We start from the raw sequence: 15,497 nt of genomic DNA, 5'->3' as shown, positions 1-15,497 counted from the left end.
GGCGGGCCAGGGATCAGCCGATGCTGTCCGCGGGGGCGTTGGACAGGTAGGTGTAGCGGGCCTGGAGGGCGCCGGTCCTGGGGGCGGTCTCCGTCTCCTCCAGGAGGTCTCCGGTCCTGGGGTTGACGATCAGGCGGAGGGTGCCGGAGTCGGTGGTCCACTCCAGGGCCGTGCCCGTGCGGCCGGTGGCGTCCTTGGCGGGGCCGGCGACCTCGACGCCGGGGAGGCCGGCCAGGACGCGGTAGAGCGCGGCGCGCAGGTCGGGGCGCGCCGGGGACTCGCCGAGGAGGGCGGTGGCGTTGTCGAAGGTGCTCTTGGCCTTGCCGTCGGCGGAGTTGGGGGAGGGCAGCAGCGCGGCGAGGGCCTTGGGGTCGGTGGGGAGCTTGTCGAGCTGGTTCCAGCCGAGGGTCCGGTCACCGACGGCGTATGCGCGGGCCGTGAGGGTGACCTGGGTGGACCCGTCCGGGTTCACCTCGGTGGACTTCCCCTTCCGGTCCAGATACCTGGTGTGGGTGCGCTCCTTCTCGCCGTCCGCCGGGACGGTGACGGTGAGGCTGGTCTTCCAGTACGGGGCCTTGGTGGCGGGGGTGGCGGCCGCGACCTGTGCCATGTCGTTGAGGAACGCCTTGGCCGAGACGGCCCGCGGGGGCTGCGACGGTGCGCTGTCGGTCGCGGTGAGGGCCGGGTAGGCGATGACCCCGGCGGCAACGGCCGCGGCCAGCGCCGTGACCACGACGCGGGGGCGGAAGAACAGCCCGGCGAAGCCCGCGCGGCGGCGGGGGCGCGCGGCCGACGGGGTGCCGGCGGCGGGGGTGCCGGCGGCAGGGGTGAGAGCGGCGACCTCGGCGTCCCGCTCGATCGCCGCGCGGACGACGGCCTGCGCCGCCGCCACGGTCTCGGCCTTCGGCGGCGCCACCCGGCCGGCGGCCATCAGGGTCTCCGCTCCGGGGAAGTCGAGGTGGTCCTGCGGGCGGTCGGAACCGAAGGTGTCGGAACCGAAGGTGTCGGTGCGGGTCATGCGGATTCTCCTGTCTTGGACATCTGGGCGGAGGAGACGAGGGCGCCGAGCCGCTCGCGCAGCCGGGTACGGGCGCGGTGCAGCCGGGAGCGGGCGGTGCCCGGAGGGACACCGATGACCGAGGCGGCCTCGGTGGGGGTGAGCTGCTCCCAGGCGATGAGCAGCAGCAACTCCCGTTCGACGGCGGGCAGTTTGGTCAGCGCGTGGCGCAGCACCGGCGCGACCGCCGCGGCGTCCAGCCGCTGGTCGACGGCCTGCCACGGGTCGCTGGCGATGCCCTCCGCGAACCGCGCCGAGCCCGGCGGCGCCTCGGTCTCCAGTCGGCGCCAGTGCGCCGCCAGGACGTTTCGGGCCACCCCGAACAGCCAGGCTCTGGCCGTCCCGCGCGCCGCGTCGAAGCCGTCCCGGCTCGCGTACGCGCGCAGCCACAGCTCCGACAGCAGGTCGTCCGCCGCGCCCGGGGCACGCCGTACGAGATAGCCGTGCAGCGCCGCCGAGTGGCGGGCCACCAGCGGTTCGAACGCGGTCGGGTCCCGCTGCGAGCGCCGCAGCAGCTCGCCGTCCGTATCGTCCGTATGTTGTTCCCTGGTCACAGGGCCTCCGTCTCCGACCGCCCAAGTGGACTGTCACACCCCCTACTTGTCGGGCGGAGCCGATAGCGTTCGCGCCGGGAGACGGGCCTGTCGGGGGCGGCCTGTCGGGGGCGGGTGCTTGAATGCGGCCATGGATCCAGAGAGCACACTCTCCGCCCTTCGCGATTTCTGCGCCGAGCGCCTGGGCCCGGAACTCGCCGCCCGCTACGTGGACTTGGCCCGGCCGGGTTTCGCGCTCACCGCGGCCGAGAACCCCGGGGAGGCCGCCGGGCACAGTCGCTTCGGGGGCAGAGCGATGCTCGAACCGGGCACTCCTTGGCCGACCTGTGACGGCTTTCCGCTGAGCCTGATCGCCGTCCTCGACGCCGACACCCTCTCCCCCTGGCTCGGCGATGTCCTCCCCGCCGGGACGGGCTTGCTCAACTTCTTCTATCTCGACACCGAATCCGAGCAGCACGACCCCGTTTCCTACGACCTGATGCAGAAATACAGCCACTACGAGGCCGAGGTGAGCAGCGTCATCCCGGCCCGCTTCGCGCACGCCGTCGAGACGGAACCGCCCGCCCGGTCGAGCGTCTTCGAGCCGATCCCGTGGGCGGCGAAGCCCGGGTTCGCGTTCCCCGACACCTGGGATCCTGCCTGGAACGGCTTCGATGTGGGGCCCGACGCCGACGACATGGCCAGGGCCATGCCCGGCGACTATGTGGAGAATCGGCTCACCGAGTGGTCGGAGCGGCCGGGCGCGCTCGACTCCGAGGACATGGCCTTCGGCAGGCCCCAGTTCCCCACCGGCAGCTCGCCGATGGTGCCGTTCGGCAAGGACCCGAACCGCTACCACCATCTGCTTCAGCTGTCCGGGCACGAAGAGTGGTCCATCGGCGGCGACGGCGGCTGGATGCACTGGGCGATACCCACCGACGCGCTGCGGATCGGCGACTTCGGCCAGGCGGTCCCGACCCCGGACATATGGTGAGGCCAGGCGCCCTGCCATGCCTTGGGGTGTCCGGGACTGTCCGGGACGCCTGAAGAACCTGGCAGGGCGCCACCGCGCCCCGTCAACATCCCTTCCAGGGCCGCAAGGCGACGGACGGAGGGGCATCATGCTGGCGGACGAGTACGGATATCAGGTGTCGGGCGGAACGGCGGCGACCCATCCGGGGGTCTACGAGCGGCTGCGGCGCGAGAGGACCGCGGCCCGCAACGGCATGCTGTTCGCCGTGGTGATGGTGGCGGCGACCGTCGCCGCCGTGAAGTGGGTGGTGCCGGTCTCGCTGAACGCGGGCGTGGCCGTGGCCGGCCTGGCGGGGACCTTGGCGTTCTTCTCCGGTCTTGGCGGTGCGGTCGGCCTCGCCGTGACCGCGCCGAAGCTCACCGTCGCCCTCAGCCACCCGTTCCAGGCCTGGCCGTGTCAGCTGGAGGAGACGAAGGACCACCAGCGGCTGATCCTGCTGCTGGCGCCCGACGGCAGCGTCGCCCGGGAGCTGGACTCGGCCGTGCCCGACACCGTATGGCACGGTACGCCCGACGGCCGCGGCATGCTCTGGATCGCCGGGGACCTGCGCTCGCAGTGCCTGGTCGCCACGCCGGACGCCAAGGAGCTGTGGCGTGCCAAGGGGCGGCCGTACGGGGCGTCGCCGGTGGCCGCCGGGGGCACGCTGCGGGCGGTGGAGGACGAGCTGCTGCGCACGGCGACCCAGCAGGCCTTCAGCGCCTGGATGCAGTGATGTACGGCGGTGATGTACGGCGGTGACGCGTGGCGGTGGCGGCTCCCGCGTCGGTTCTTGATGGCTTCTTCATAGGTTCTTCATAGGGCCCCTCATACGTTCGAGCCCGCCCGGCCGCACCAGCGTCCGGGCGGTCACGAGTGATTGAGGGATCTGTGTCCATGAAGGCATGTGCGCGGCGACGGTTCGCGGCTCGGGCGTGGCCGGCCGTGGTGGTGTCGGTGGTGGCGCTGGGGCTGAGCGGTTGTGGTGGGGGCGGCGGAGGCGGGGACGAGGTGGCCTCGGCGGGGGACGGAAGGACCAAGGCCGGTTCGTCGAAGGCCGGGGACGGCGAGATCGCGCGGTACGTCGAGGGGCAGCGCAGGTTCGTCAAGTGTCTCCGCGAGGAGGGGCTTGAGGTCCCCGACCCCGATGCGAAGGGCCACATCGACTTCGGCGACGCGCGGGAGTTGAAGGCGGACCCGAAGTTCACCCGGGCCCAGGTGAAGTGCGAGAAGTTCTCGCTCCCGGTGCCCGAGGAGCTGGAGCGGCAGGAGAGGCCGAAGCTGTCCGCCAAGGAGATCGCGACCAGGAAGCGCTACGCGAAGTGCATGCAGGAGAACGGGGTTCCCGAGGCCCCGGACGTGGGCGACGACGGCTACTCCGACGAGGACTTCCAGAATGACGGAAAGATGTCGTGGGACCCGACGTCGGCCCGCGCCAAACGGGCCATCCGCATCTGTGCGCCGATCATCGGGGACCCGGTCAACCCCGGTAAGGGCAAGGGCTGATGGGCATCGGGCGCAGGTCCGTCCTGGTGGCGGCGGGGGCCGTGGCGGTCACCGCCGTGGCGGTGGTCGGCGCGCTGGGGCTCGGCGGCGGGGACGGCTCGGACTCCGGCGGGTCGGACTCCGGGCGCGGGGACAGAACGGTACGGGTCACCCGCGGCACGCTGGTCGAAGAGACGGCGGTCGACGGGACGCTGGACCACGGGCCGGAGGTGCCGTTCGAGACACGGGCGGAGGGCACCATCACCTGGCTGCCGAAGGCCGAGAAGACCGTCACGCGCGGCCAGACGCTGCTGCGGGTGGACGAGAAGCCCGTCGTGTTGCTGTACGGGGACCTGCCGATGTACCGGGAGCTGGCGGTGGGCCGGGACCGGGACCGGCCCCTCCGGGGCCTGGACGTCAAGCAGTTCGAGTCCAACCTGGCCATGCTCGGCTACTCGGGCTTCACCGTGGACGACACGTACTCCCAACTGACCGCCGATGCGGTCAAGCGCTGGCAGAGGGACCTGGGCAGGCCCAGGACCGGCAAGGTGAGGACCGGGGACATCGCGTACGTGTCCGGGCCGATCCGGATCGCCCGCACGAGCGTCCGGGTGGGCGCCCGGGCCACGGGGAATGTGCTGACCTACACGAGCACCGCACGCTCAGTGACCGTCGAGGCACCGGCCGGGGAGACCGGCTGGGCGGAGCGCGGCAATCGGGTGACCGTCGAGCTGCCGGACGGGCATACGGTCAAGGGCCGGGTGGCGGAGGTCGGGCAGGACGCCTCCCCGGCACAGGGCGACGGGGGCGGCGAGGGCGGAGACGGGGGCGGCAACGGGGACGCGGCCAAGAACGCCAAGGTTCCTGTCCTCATCCGCATCGAGGACCAGGAGGCCCTGGGGCGGCTGAACAGCACCCCGGTGACCGTCCGCTACGTCGGCCGCAAGCGCGAGAACGTCCTGACCGTTCCCGTGGCCGCCCTGGTGGCGCTCGCCGAGGGCGGCCACGGGCTGGAAATCGCCGACGCCGGGGGTGCCGACGGGGACGGGAAGGGCAGTCGCTTCGTCGCCGTCAAGACCGGTCTGTTCGCGAACGGCAAGGTCGAGGTGAGCGGGGCCAGCGTGCGTGAGGGCCTGAAGGTGAGGATCCCCGAATGAGGCCCGTAGTCGTCTTCGAGGGGGTCACGAAGACCTACCCCGGCGGGGTCGCGGCGGTCCGTGACGCCGATCTGCTCGTCCGCTCCGGGGAACTGGTCGCCGTCGTGGGCCCGTCCGGCTCCGGGAAGTCGAGTCTGCTGCACCTCATGGGCACGCTCGACCGGCCGACCGCCGGGCGGGTCACCATCGACAGCCACGACGTGGCGTGGCTGTCCGACCGGGAGCTGTCCGCGCTGCGCGCGCAGCGGATCGGCTTTGTGTTCCAGCAGTTCCACCTGGCGGTGGGCGTGCCGGTGCTCGACACGGTCGCCGACGGGCTGCTGTACGCGGGCGTGCCCCTGCGGGAGCGCCGCCGCAGGGCCTCGGCGGCGCTGGCCCGGGTGGGGCTGGCCCACCGGTCCGGCCATCTGCCCCATCAGCTGTCCGGCGGCGAGCGCCAGCGGGCCGCCGTGGCGCGGGCGGTGATCGGGGAGCCGGCGCTGCTGCTGGCCGACGAGCCGACCGGCAATCTCGACTCGGCCTCGGGCGCGGCGGTGCTGGAGCTGCTGCGGGAGCTGCACGCGGCCGGTACGACGGTGGTGGTGATCACCCACGATCGGGAGCTGGCCGCGGCGCTTGACCGGCGGGTGGAGATCCACGACGGGCGGATCGTCGCCGACAGCGGGGCACATGAGCCCGGCAGGGCGGATGAGCCCGGCAGGGCGGATGAGCCCGGCAGGGCGGATGCGGCGGGCCCGGCGCACCCGGCGGTCTTCGGGAGGCGGCCATGAGCCGGGGACTGCGACCGGCCCGGCTGCGGCCCGCCGACGTCGTCCGCCTGGGTGGCACCGGTCTGCGCACCCGCCCGCTGCGCGTGCTCCTGTCCGCGCTGGGCATCGCGATCGGCGTGGCCGCGATGCTCGCGGTCGTCGGGATCTCCATGTCCGGGCGGGCCGAGGTGGACCGCCGTCTGGACCGGCTCGGCACCAATCTGCTGCGCGTCTCCCCCAGCCAGTCCACGGGCCAAAGCTCCCAGCTGCCCGAGGAGTCCACGGCGATGATCCGGCGGATCGGCCCGGTGCTACAGGTCGCGGCGACGGGCGCGGTCAAGGACGCCAAGGTGTACCGGAACGAGCACATGCCCAGCGGGCGCACCGGCAGCATCGAGGTGCTGGCGGCCGAACCGCGGCTGCTCGCGTCGGTGGGCGGGAAGGTCCGTACGGGCAGGTGGCTGGACTCGGCCACCGCCGAGTACCCGGGGGTGGTGCTCGGCCGGCAGGCGGCCCGGCGGTTGGACGTGCACACCCCGGGCACCCGGCTGTGGCTGGGCGGCACGTGGTTCTCGCTGGTGGGCATCGTGGACCCGGTGCCGCTCGCGCCCGAGATCGACCAGGCGGCGCTGGTCGGCTGGCCCGCGGCCCAGCGGTACCTGGGCTTCGACGGCCACCCGTCGACCGTGTATGTCCGCACGGAGGAAGACCGGGTGACGGCCGTACGGGACGTGCTCGCGGCGACCGCGAACCCCGAGCATCCGAATCAGGTGGTGGTCTCGCGGCCCTCGGACGCGCTGGCCGCGCGCGAGGCGGCCGAGTCGACGCTGACCGGGCTGCTGCTGGGGCTCGGCGGGGTGGCTCTGCTCGTGGGGGGCGTGGGGGTGGGCAACACCATGGTCATCTCCGTGCTGGAGCGCCGCCCGGAGATCGGGCTGCGCAGGGCGCTGGGCGCCACCAGCGGGCAGATCCGGGGGCAGTTCGTCACCGAGTCGCTGCTGCTGTGCGCGCTGGGCGGGGCGGCCGGGGCGGTGCTGGGCACGGGCATCACCGCCGTGTACGCGGGGGTGCGGGGCTGGCCGACCGAGGTGCCGCTGTGGGCCACGGGGGCCGGGGTCGGGGTGACGCTCGCCATCGGAGCCCTGGCCGGGCTGTATCCGGCGATACGGGCCGGACGGCTGGCCCCGACCCAGGCCCTCGCCGGGTCCTGAGCGGGTCCCGCGTCAAGCGGTGGGCGCGGCGGTCGTGGGGAGCTCGATGGTGAACGTCGTGCCGACCCCGGCCGCGCTCTCCACCCCGATCATCCCCTGATGGTCCTTCACGATCTGGCGGGCGATGGACAGCCCGAGCCCGCTGCCGCCGGTGGCCCTCCCCCGCGCGGCGTCGGCCCGCCAGAAGCGGTCGAAGACGTGCGGCAGATGCTCGGCGGGGATGCCGTGCCCGGTGTCGCCGACTTGGACCACGGCCCCCGCGCCGCGACGCGCCAGGGACAGCCGAACGGTGCCGCCGGGCCCGGTGGCCCGTACGGCGTTGCTCACCAGATTGCCGATGGCCTGCCGCAGCCGGTCCGCGTCGGCGTGCGCGTACACGGGGTCGCCGCCCGGCGTCTCGACGGTGAGGGCGACCCTGGCGCGCTCGGCCTGGGCCCGGTGGGCGGTGCGGCAGGTCTCCAGCAGTTCGCCCAGATCGATGTGGTCGCGGTGGTAGCTGAGCGCGCCCGCCTCGGCGAGCGCCAGGTCCTGTAGGTCGTCGACGATCCGCTGCTGGAGCAGGACCTCCTCGTGGAGCGAGTCCAACAGCTCGGGTTCCGGGTCGACGACCCCGTCGCGCAGCGCCTCCAGATAGCCGCGCAGATTGGCCAGCGGGGTGCGCAGCTCGTGGGCGACGTCGCCCACGAGCCGGCGCTGACGCTCCTCGCTGTCCTGCAGCGACGCGGCCATGCGGTTGAAGGAGCGGCCGAGTTCGGCGATCTCGTCCCGGCCGGTCACGGACACCCGCCGGGCCAGGTCGCCCTCGCCGAGGCCGCGGGAGGCGGCGGTCAGGGCGCTGACGGGGCGGAGCACCGTCCGGCTGAGCAGCAGCGCGCCGAGGATGGCCGCCACCGCGACGGCTACGGCCACGGTGACCGCGGGCGCGGCGGCGAGGGCGGACGGCGGTTCGTCGAGGGCGCCGAGGCGGACTTGGAGGGGCGGCGGGGCGGCGTCGCTGATCTGCTCGGCGAAGACCCGCTGGAGGCACGGGGCGATGCCCTCGTCCGTGGCCGACAGGCAGGGCCTCGCGGCCTTTGCGTACCGGGCGTACTGCGCCGATGTCGGCTTCGGACGCCGGCAGGACCCGCGCGACGCCGATGTGCCGCCGCTTCCCGTCTTCCGGCCCGCCGCGTACGTCGGCACGCCGTGGTCGTCCCGCCCGACCGTCACCTCGAAGCCGTTGCGGGTCAGACACGCCGCGTACGCCGTCCCGGAGCGGTATTTGGCGATCTCGGTAGCGGTGAGCTTGAACGCCGCCACCGGAACCAGCCCCTCGGGCAGCCGCAACTCGGGGCGCGGGTCCACCAGGAGCGGTGCGCCCGTGCCGGTCTTGCGGGGCTTATGACCCATCAGCACGTCCGAGTCGGCCAGCGGGGCACCGGAGCCGGTCGTGGTGGAGGCCTGTATGCGCTGCCCGGTGTCGGCGGCCAGTTCGCGCACGGCGGACGCGACGCCGTCCCAGGTGCCGTGCCGCAGGCCGTACTGGCGCAGCTCGCCGGTGATCCGGTTGATATCAGCCCGGTCCGCGGCGGCGGTCTCGTTCGCCTGCCGCGTGGCCTGGCGCAGCGTCAGCCAGGCGGTGGCCGCGGTGGCGGCGATCACGAGCAGCATGACGAGGGCGAGCGCCCGCAGCCGGAAGCTCATCGCGCGGGGCCCGGGCTCGGCATCGGGTCCGGGCCCGGGTCGGCGTCCGGGCCCGGGTCGGCGTCCGAGTCCGGGCCCGGGTCGGCGTCCGAGTCCGGGCCCGGGTCGGCGTCCGAGTCCGGGTCGGCCAGCCGGTAGCCGCGCCCGTAGACGGTCTCCACCATGCGGGGCGCCCCCGGCCCGCGCTCCAGCTTGCGGCGCAGGTTCATCACATGCGCGTCCACGGTGCGCTCCAATACGTCCTGCTCGAAGCCGAAGACCCGGTCGATGATCTGCGCCCGGGTGAAGGCGCGCCCCGGCTCGCCCGCCAGCAGGGCCAGGATGGCGAACTCCTTACCCGTCAGCGCGATCGTCTCGCCCGCGAGCCGCACCTCGTAGCGTGCGGTGTCGATCTCCAGCGCCCCGGCCCGGATGACCGTCGGCTCCCCCGAGGTGGCCCGGGACCGCCGCAGCAGGGCCCTGACGCGGGCGGTCAGCTCCCGGGGGCTGTACGGCTTGGTCATGTAGTCGTCGGCGCCGAGGTCGAGCCCGAGGAGCATGTCCTCCTCGGTGGCGCGCGCGGTCAGCAGCAGGATCGGCACCTGGGACTCGGTGCGCAGGATGCGGCATACGTCCAGGCCGTCGACCTGCGGCAGCATCACGTCGAGCACGATGAGGTCGGGGCGGGTGGTCCTGGCCCGGTCGATCGCCGAGCGGCCGTCGTGGACGGTCTGGACGGCGTTCCCCTCCCGCTCCAGATAGATCCGGATCAGCCGCGCCTGCTTCTCGTCGTCCTCCGCGACCAGGATGCGCGCGCTCAACAGCCCCCTCAAATCCCCCTCAGCCCGTGATCAGGCTCAGCCCGTGATCAGGCTCAGCCCGTGGTCAGGCTCTGTTGACGACTGCCGCCTGAGGCCGGATCGGCAGCCTGTTGACCGGGCGGCCGGACGCCGAGCGGACCGCCGCGGCCACCGCCGCCGGGGTGGTGACCACCGGCACCGCGCTGACGGCCTTGGCGCCGAAGGGGGCGACCACGTCCCGTTCCTCGACGAGTTTGACGATACGGATGTCGGGGACGTCCACGGCGGTCGGCAGGGTGTAGCCGGTGAGGTCCGGGTGCCGGACCACGCCGCGGGAGGTGCGCAGATTCTCGGTGAGGGCCGCGCCGATGCCCTGGGCGACGCCCGCCTCGATCCGGGCCGCCAGCTGGCGGGGGTTGAGCACCCGGCCCACGTCCTGGGCGATCGTCATGTCCACCACGCGCACCGCGCCGATCTCGATGTCCACGTCGACCACGGCGCGGATCGCGCAGAAGGCCAGACCCACGAAGGCGTCGCCCTGGCCCGTCTCGTCCAGCGGTTCGGTGGGGTGCGGGCGGCACTGCGCGGTGGCCCACAGCTCCTTGCCCTCCAGGGCCTCGTCGACGGTCGTGCTGAGCACCCCGTCGTACGAGGTGATCTTGCCGTCGGCGATGGTCAACAGCTCCGTCGACATGCCGAACTTATGCGCGAGCGGCTGCAGCAGCTGGGTGCGGACCATCTTCGCGGCCCGTTCCACCGCGCCGCCCGACACCCAGGTGTGGCGGCCGCGCGCCGCGGGCCCGGCCGGGGGCTGGTCGGTGTCGACCGGTGCGACATGCACCTCTTCGATGCCCAGGACCTCCTGGACGATCTGGCGGGCCAGGGTGGTGAACCCCTGGCCGGTCTCGACGGCGGCGCAGATGACGGTGGCCACCGAGCCGACGACCTTGACCGTGGCCGTGGAGACCTCGTCGGCCCCCTCCGCGCCGAGCATGTGCACCATGCCCAGGGCGTAGCCGACGCCGCGCCGCACCGCGCCCGGATCGCCCGCGCCCTCGGGGCCGCCGGGCAGCAGCCACTCCTCCTCGGGGTCGTCCTTGGGGAGCGGGGGCAGCGGGGTGTCCCGTACGGCGCGCAGCAGTTCGGCGACCGGGGCCGGGCAGGTGACGGTCTGGCCGGTGGGCAGCAGATCGCCGGTCGCCATGGCGTTGCGCAGCCGGATCTCGGCCGGGTCGAGGCCCAGCTTGGCCGCCAGCTTGTCCATCTGGCCCTCGTACGCGGCGCACACCTGCATCGCGCCCTCGCCGCGGACATGGCCGGAGGGCGGGTTGTTGGTGCGCACCGCCCAGCCCTCGATGAACGCGTGCGGTACGACGTACGGGCCGCAGGCGAAGGACACCGCGGCGGCCAGCGCGTCCCCGGAGGAGTCCGCGTACGCGCCCGCGTCCAGCAGGATCTGCGCCTCGACCTTCACCAACTTGCCCTCGGCGTCGGCGTGGTGGCGGTAGCGCAGCAGGGTCGGATGGCGGTGGGCGTGGCCGAGGAAGGACTCCTCGCGGGTCGCGGCGAGCTTGACCGGGTGGCCGGTGCGCAGCGCGAGCAGGCCCAGCGGCAGTTGCATACCGGGGTCCTCGCGCTCGCCCATGGCGCCGGGCACGCCCGTGACCACGACCTTGACCCGCTCCGGCTCCAGGCCGAAGCAGGCGGCGGCCAGGTCGCGGTCGGCGTGCGGGTCGGTGGAGGCGGTGTAGATCTCCACGCCGCCGTCGGGGCGCGGCACGGCCAGGCCCGCCTCGGCGCCGATGGGCGCCGGGTCCTGCCGGCCGATCCGGTACAGGCCCTCGACGATGACCTCGCCGACCACGTCCGGGTCGCCGAAGCTCAGCGGGATGTGGCGGACCAGATTGCCGTCGGGGTGCAGCGGCTCGGCCCCGAACGCCTGCTCGGGGTCGGTGACCGGCTCCAGCACCTCGTACTCGACGGCGATGGCCGCGGCGGCCAGCCGGGCGGTGTCGGGGTGGTCGGCGGCGACCGCGGCGATCGGCTCGCCGTGGTGGCGGACCAGGTCCTTGGCGAAGACGGGGCGGTCGGCGACGCGGCGGCCGTGCGCGGCGTCGCCGGGCACGTCGGCGTGGGTCACCACGGCCCGTACGCCCGGCATCTGGGCGGCGGGCGCGGTGTCGATGGAGACGATACGGGCGTGCGGATGCGGGGAGCGCAGCACGGCGGCCCACAGCAGCCCCTCGGCCCACAGGTCGGCGGCGTACGGGAAGGTGCCGGAGGTCTTGGCCGCCGCGTCCGCGGGCTGCAGCGACATCCCCAGGCCGATGGTCGGCGGCTCCTTGGGCGTGAGGGGGACCCCGGCGGCGGGGGTGGCGGTGGCGGCGCCGGTGCCGTCCGCGATTCCAGTCATGCCGTCGCCCTCCCGCTGCCGCTGCCGTCGAAGCCGCCGTCGCCGGTGCCGTGTATCCCCGGCGGGCCCGCCTGGTGCGGAATGCGGCCGGCAGCGTCCTGCCCGTCGTCCGCCGCCGCGGCCTCCTCCGCCTCGGCAGCGGCCGCCGCCTCCCGGCCCGCGACGACCTCGCGGACCGCGTTGACCACCCCGCGGTAGCCGGAGCAGCGGCACAGGTTGCCGCTGATCGCCTGCCGGGTCTCCAGGTCGGTCGGGGAGTGGTTGCCCTGCAGCAGGTCGTGCAGGGTCATGGCCATGCCCGGTACGCAGAACCCGCACTGCACCGCGCCGCAGGCGGCCAGCGCGCGCTGCACATCCGAGGGCTGCCCGTCCACGGCCAGGCCCTCGACCGTACGGACCTCACAGCCCGCGGCGGTCGCGGCGGGCACCAGGCACGAGGCGACCAGCCGCCCGTCGACCTGGACGGAACAGGCCCCGCACTCGCCCTGCGAGCAGCCGTCCTTGGCCCCGGCCAGGCCCAGGCGCTCGCGCAGCACATACAGCAGCGACTCGCCGATCCAGGCGTCGGTGACGGGGCGGTCGGTGCCGTTGACGTGCAGGACGTACGAGGCGCTGGGGTGCTCGCTGTCGGCCTGGGGGGCCGCATGCGGCTCCGCCTGGGCATCCGGCGTGTCGAGTGTGCCCGGTGCATCCGGTGTGTCGGGGGTGTCGGTCTGGGCGGCGGCGGGCTGCTCGGCGGGGGCCTCGATGGCCGCCTCCACCGTGGGCTGCGCCTCGCCGTCGGCGGGCTCGGGGGCCTCGGCCGACGGGTCGGGCTGGGCGAGGGGCACGCCCTGGCTGTCCAGCGCCAACTCGGCCGCGTCCCCGGCGTGTCCGGGGTCCGCGGGGGGCTGGGGGGCCTCGGGAGCGCCGTCGGCCGCGACGCCGTGCGGCGGGGTCGCGGGGCCCGCGTGCTCCTCGGGCCCGGCCATGCCCTCGCCCGCCGGACCGCCATGGCCGTCAAAGCCGCCGTCACCGTCGGCACCGTCATCGACGAACCCGCCACGGCCACCCGCAGGCGCCACGCCGTGCGGCGGGGTCGCCAGGCCCGCATGGGCCTCCGGCCCGGCCACGCCCTCGCCCGCCAGAGCGCCATGGGCTTCGTACCCGTCGGCACCCTCGGCACCGTCATCGACGAACCCGCCACGGACACCCACGGGCGCCACGCCGTGCGGCGGGGTCGTCTGGCCCGTATGGCCGCCGTCGGACCCGGCCGGGCGGCCCTGGCCGCCGTGCGTCAACTCTTCGGGCCAGTCGTCCACCTCGGGCACCTCGGTGCCCGCCGCCGGAGTGGACAGCGCGCCGGACGCGGCGGTGCTGCCGTGCGGCGGGGTGGGGGCGCCGCGGTGCTCGACGGGCACGTCGGCGCCGCCGGGCAGCCTCAGGCGCCGCCGGGCGGGGCCCCTGCCCTGCTGCGTCGGGGCCGCGGGGGCGCGGCGGACGGCGTGGTCGCCGAGCGCGTACTCGCCGGATTCCTCGGCGGAGCCGTCGTCACCGGCCACCGGAATCGACCACTGACCGGTCTGGCCGTGCTGCTGACCGGGCTGGCCAGGTTGCCCCGGCTCGCCCTGCGGCTGGTCTTGGTGCAGGCCCTGCTGCTCCTGTGCGCCGCCCGCGAAGGGCATCGTCCACTGCGCGGTGTCCTGCGCCCCGTACGGATGCGTCGACCTCTCGTCGACCCCGTCGTCACCCGCGGCCGGGACGGCCCACTGGCCGTCGGCCGACTCGGGCACCTGCCACTGGGCCGCGGCCGTCGGGTCGTTCACCTGGTACACGCCGGTCTCGTCGACGCCGTCGTCGGCGGCGAACGGGATCGACCACTGGCCGGTCTGACCGGTCTGCCCAGTCTGGCCCGGCTGACCGGGCTGCCCCGCGCCGGGCATATGCCACTGCGCGGTCGTGTGCGGGCCGTGCGGGTCATGTGCGCCGTGTGGGGCGTGCGGGTTCTGGTGTTCGCCGTACGCGTACTCGCCCGTATCGCCGGATCCGCCCGCCGGGCCGGGCTGGGTCCACTGGCCGGAGTCGTCCGCGCCGGCCTCCATCGGCACGGCCCAGTGCCCGGTCCCGGAACCAGGGGCGTGGGCCGTCGGCTGCCACTGGCCGCCCTCCGAGGGCGCGCCCGGACCACCCGTCATGGGCGGCGGGGTGTAGCCGGTGCCGGGGGCCGCGAGCGGGTCCCACCCGCCCGCGAGGGCGGCCGGGTCCTGAAGCGAGTGGTCGGGCGGCAGCTGCACGAACCCCGTGGCCTCCGCGTCGTACTCGGGGCCGTGTGGCATCGGCTGCCACCCGCTCCCGGGCTCCGGCCGGTGCGGCTGCTGTTCGTCACTCACGCGAGTGCCCTCCCCAATGCTCGGCGGGCCAAGGCTGCCACCGTACGCCTCAGATGGATGGCGGCGGGCGGCAGGGGCACCGGCTCGGAGCCGTCCGCCGGCGGAGCCGGGTCGGGAATGCAGGCGGCGGCCACGTACTCGCCGAAGGCCGCCGTCACCTGCGGGTCGAGGCGCCCCCGGTCGCCGTCCCAGTCGATGAGCGAGGCGACCCAGCGCTCGGCCTCCAGCGGCCGCAGCGGCATGGGCGCGACCGCGCCGACCGCGCAGCGCACACCCCGCCGCGCCGGGTCCAGCACGACGGCGCACGAGGCCGTGGACCGGCCCGGGCCGGTGCGCCCGGTGGCCTTGAGGAAGGCCTGGGGGGCGTGCAGGATCGGCACGCGTACGAAGCCGACGAGTTCGCCGGGGCGCAGCATCTCGACCCCGGCCAGCAGATGGCTGACCGGGATCTCGCGGCGCGCGCCCTCGGGCCCGGCGATGATGACCGTGGCCTCCAGCGCGGCGAGCACCGGCAGCGCGTCGCCCGAGGGGGCGGCGGTGACGATGTTGCCGCCGAGGGTGCCGGCGTTGCGGATCTGCGGCGGCCCGGCGGCGCGCGCCGCGGCGGCCAGCGCCGGGATGAGCGCGGCGAAGTCGGGGCGGCCCATACGGGCGTGGGAGAGTCCGGCGCCGAGCAGGGCGTGGCCGTCCAGGTAGCGCCAGCCGCGGATCTCGGTGATCCGGCCGAGGCCGACGAGTGCGGCGGGCCGCAGCAGCCCGGAGTTGACGGCGGCCATCAGATCGGTGCCGCCCGCGACGGGCACGGCGGCGGGCATGGCGGCCAGCGCCGCCACGGCCTCGTCGAGCGTGCCCGGCAACGTCACCGTGTGCGCCGTCTGCGGTGCGTGCGTGGTCAACCCAGCTGCCCCTTCCCCGGTGTCCCGGCTGTTGCGCCGTACGGTACGTGCTGACAGCCCGGACGTGGCAACTCTGGCACATCTTCCGAGTCCGCCGTCGCGAGGGTCCGTGAAGCATGGATCCGTCCCCGACCAGGGGGATGGTACGGGTTTAGG

At 74.5% G+C, this 15,497-nt stretch carries 13 protein-coding genes; 6 read left to right on the top strand and 7 right to left on the bottom strand.

The features are described 5' to 3' along the window. Positions 1–13: 13 nt before the first annotated feature. On the bottom strand, positions 14–1,018 hold the full coding sequence (locus ACH4U7_RS42355) for a CU044_5270 family protein (RefSeq protein ID WP_398533120.1): 1,005 nt from the start codon (positions 1,016–1,018) through the stop codon (positions 14–16). Then, the gene (locus ACH4U7_RS42350) at positions 1,015–1,611 is read right to left on the bottom strand and encodes an RNA polymerase sigma factor (protein WP_398533119.1); all 597 of its coding nucleotides are present in this window, start codon (positions 1,609–1,611) and stop codon (positions 1,015–1,017) included. Before ACH4U7_RS42350 ends, ACH4U7_RS42355 begins: the two co-directional genes overlap by 4 nt. Before the next feature lie 130 nt (positions 1,612–1,741). On the opposite strand from ACH4U7_RS42350, the gene ACH4U7_RS42345 reads away from it, so the two are divergent. The 6 genes from ACH4U7_RS42345 (at position 1,742) to ACH4U7_RS42320 (ending at position 7,201) form a co-directional block, all read left to right on the top strand. Beyond that, complete coding sequence (locus tag ACH4U7_RS42345) at positions 1,742–2,584, top strand: DUF1963 domain-containing protein (protein ID WP_398533118.1); 843 nt, start codon at positions 1,742–1,744, stop codon at positions 2,582–2,584. 127 nt (positions 2,585–2,711) lie between these two features. Further along, positions 2,712–3,335 (top strand): hypothetical protein, encoded by a 624-nt coding sequence (locus ACH4U7_RS42340; protein WP_398533117.1) that lies wholly within the window; start codon positions 2,712–2,714, stop codon positions 3,333–3,335. A 161-nt stretch (positions 3,336–3,496) separates the two neighbouring features. Further along, the gene (locus tag ACH4U7_RS42335; RefSeq protein ID WP_398533116.1) at positions 3,497–4,105 is read left to right on the top strand and encodes a hypothetical protein; all 609 of its coding nucleotides are present in this window, start codon (positions 3,497–3,499) and stop codon (positions 4,103–4,105) included. Then, positions 4,105–5,241, top strand: a complete 1,137-nt coding sequence (locus ACH4U7_RS42330) for a peptidoglycan-binding protein (protein ID WP_398533115.1) — start codon at positions 4,105–4,107, stop codon at positions 5,239–5,241. The genes ACH4U7_RS42335 and ACH4U7_RS42330 overlap by 1 nt, the downstream gene beginning before the upstream one ends. Beyond that, positions 5,238–6,011 carry an ABC transporter ATP-binding protein gene (locus tag ACH4U7_RS42325; RefSeq protein WP_398533114.1) on the top strand — a complete coding sequence of 258 codons (774 nt, stop codon included), beginning with the start codon at positions 5,238–5,240 and terminating at the stop codon, positions 6,009–6,011. Before ACH4U7_RS42330 ends, ACH4U7_RS42325 begins: the two co-directional genes overlap by 4 nt. Continuing rightward, on the top strand, positions 6,008–7,201 hold the full coding sequence (locus ACH4U7_RS42320) for an ABC transporter permease (RefSeq protein ID WP_398533113.1): 1,194 nt from the start codon (positions 6,008–6,010) through the stop codon (positions 7,199–7,201). The genes ACH4U7_RS42325 and ACH4U7_RS42320 overlap by 4 nt, the downstream gene beginning before the upstream one ends. 12 nt (positions 7,202–7,213) lie before the next feature. On the opposite strand, the gene ACH4U7_RS42315 is transcribed toward ACH4U7_RS42320, so the two are convergent. The 5 genes from ACH4U7_RS42315 to ACH4U7_RS42295 all read right to left on the bottom strand — a co-directional run bounded on the left by ACH4U7_RS42315 (position 7,214) and on the right by ACH4U7_RS42295 (position 15,341). Further along, on the bottom strand, positions 7,214–8,884 hold the full coding sequence (locus ACH4U7_RS42315; RefSeq protein ID WP_398533112.1) for a sensor histidine kinase: 1,671 nt from the start codon (positions 8,882–8,884) through the stop codon (positions 7,214–7,216). Beyond that, on the bottom strand, positions 8,881–9,684 hold the full coding sequence (locus ACH4U7_RS42310; protein ID WP_398533111.1) for a response regulator: 804 nt from the start codon (positions 9,682–9,684) through the stop codon (positions 8,881–8,883). The genes ACH4U7_RS42315 and ACH4U7_RS42310 overlap by 4 nt, the downstream gene beginning before the upstream one ends. A gap of 64 nt (positions 9,685–9,748) precedes the next feature. Next, a complete protein-coding gene (locus ACH4U7_RS42305) occupies positions 9,749–12,076 on the bottom strand; it encodes a xanthine dehydrogenase family protein molybdopterin-binding subunit (protein WP_398533110.1) in 2,328 nt (775 codons plus the stop codon). Further along, positions 12,073–14,445, bottom strand: coding sequence for a 2Fe-2S iron-sulfur cluster-binding protein (locus tag ACH4U7_RS42300; RefSeq protein WP_398533109.1), 2,373 nt, complete (start codon positions 14,443–14,445; stop codon positions 12,073–12,075). The genes ACH4U7_RS42305 and ACH4U7_RS42300 overlap by 4 nt, the downstream gene beginning before the upstream one ends. Next, entirely contained in the window at positions 14,442–15,341 is a 900-nt protein-coding gene (locus ACH4U7_RS42295) for an FAD binding domain-containing protein (protein ID WP_398533108.1), read from the bottom strand. The genes ACH4U7_RS42300 and ACH4U7_RS42295 overlap by 4 nt, the downstream gene beginning before the upstream one ends. Positions 15,342–15,497 lie beyond the last annotated feature (156 nt).

The sequence above is a fragment of the Streptomyces sp. NPDC020845 genome, assembly GCF_044334165.1.
In the GTDB taxonomy this organism is placed as follows: Bacteria; Actinomycetota; Actinomycetes; order Streptomycetales; family Streptomycetaceae; genus Streptomyces.
The sequence above is the reverse complement of the archived record's forward strand: the minus strand, read 5'-3'. Positions and strand labels throughout refer to the sequence as shown.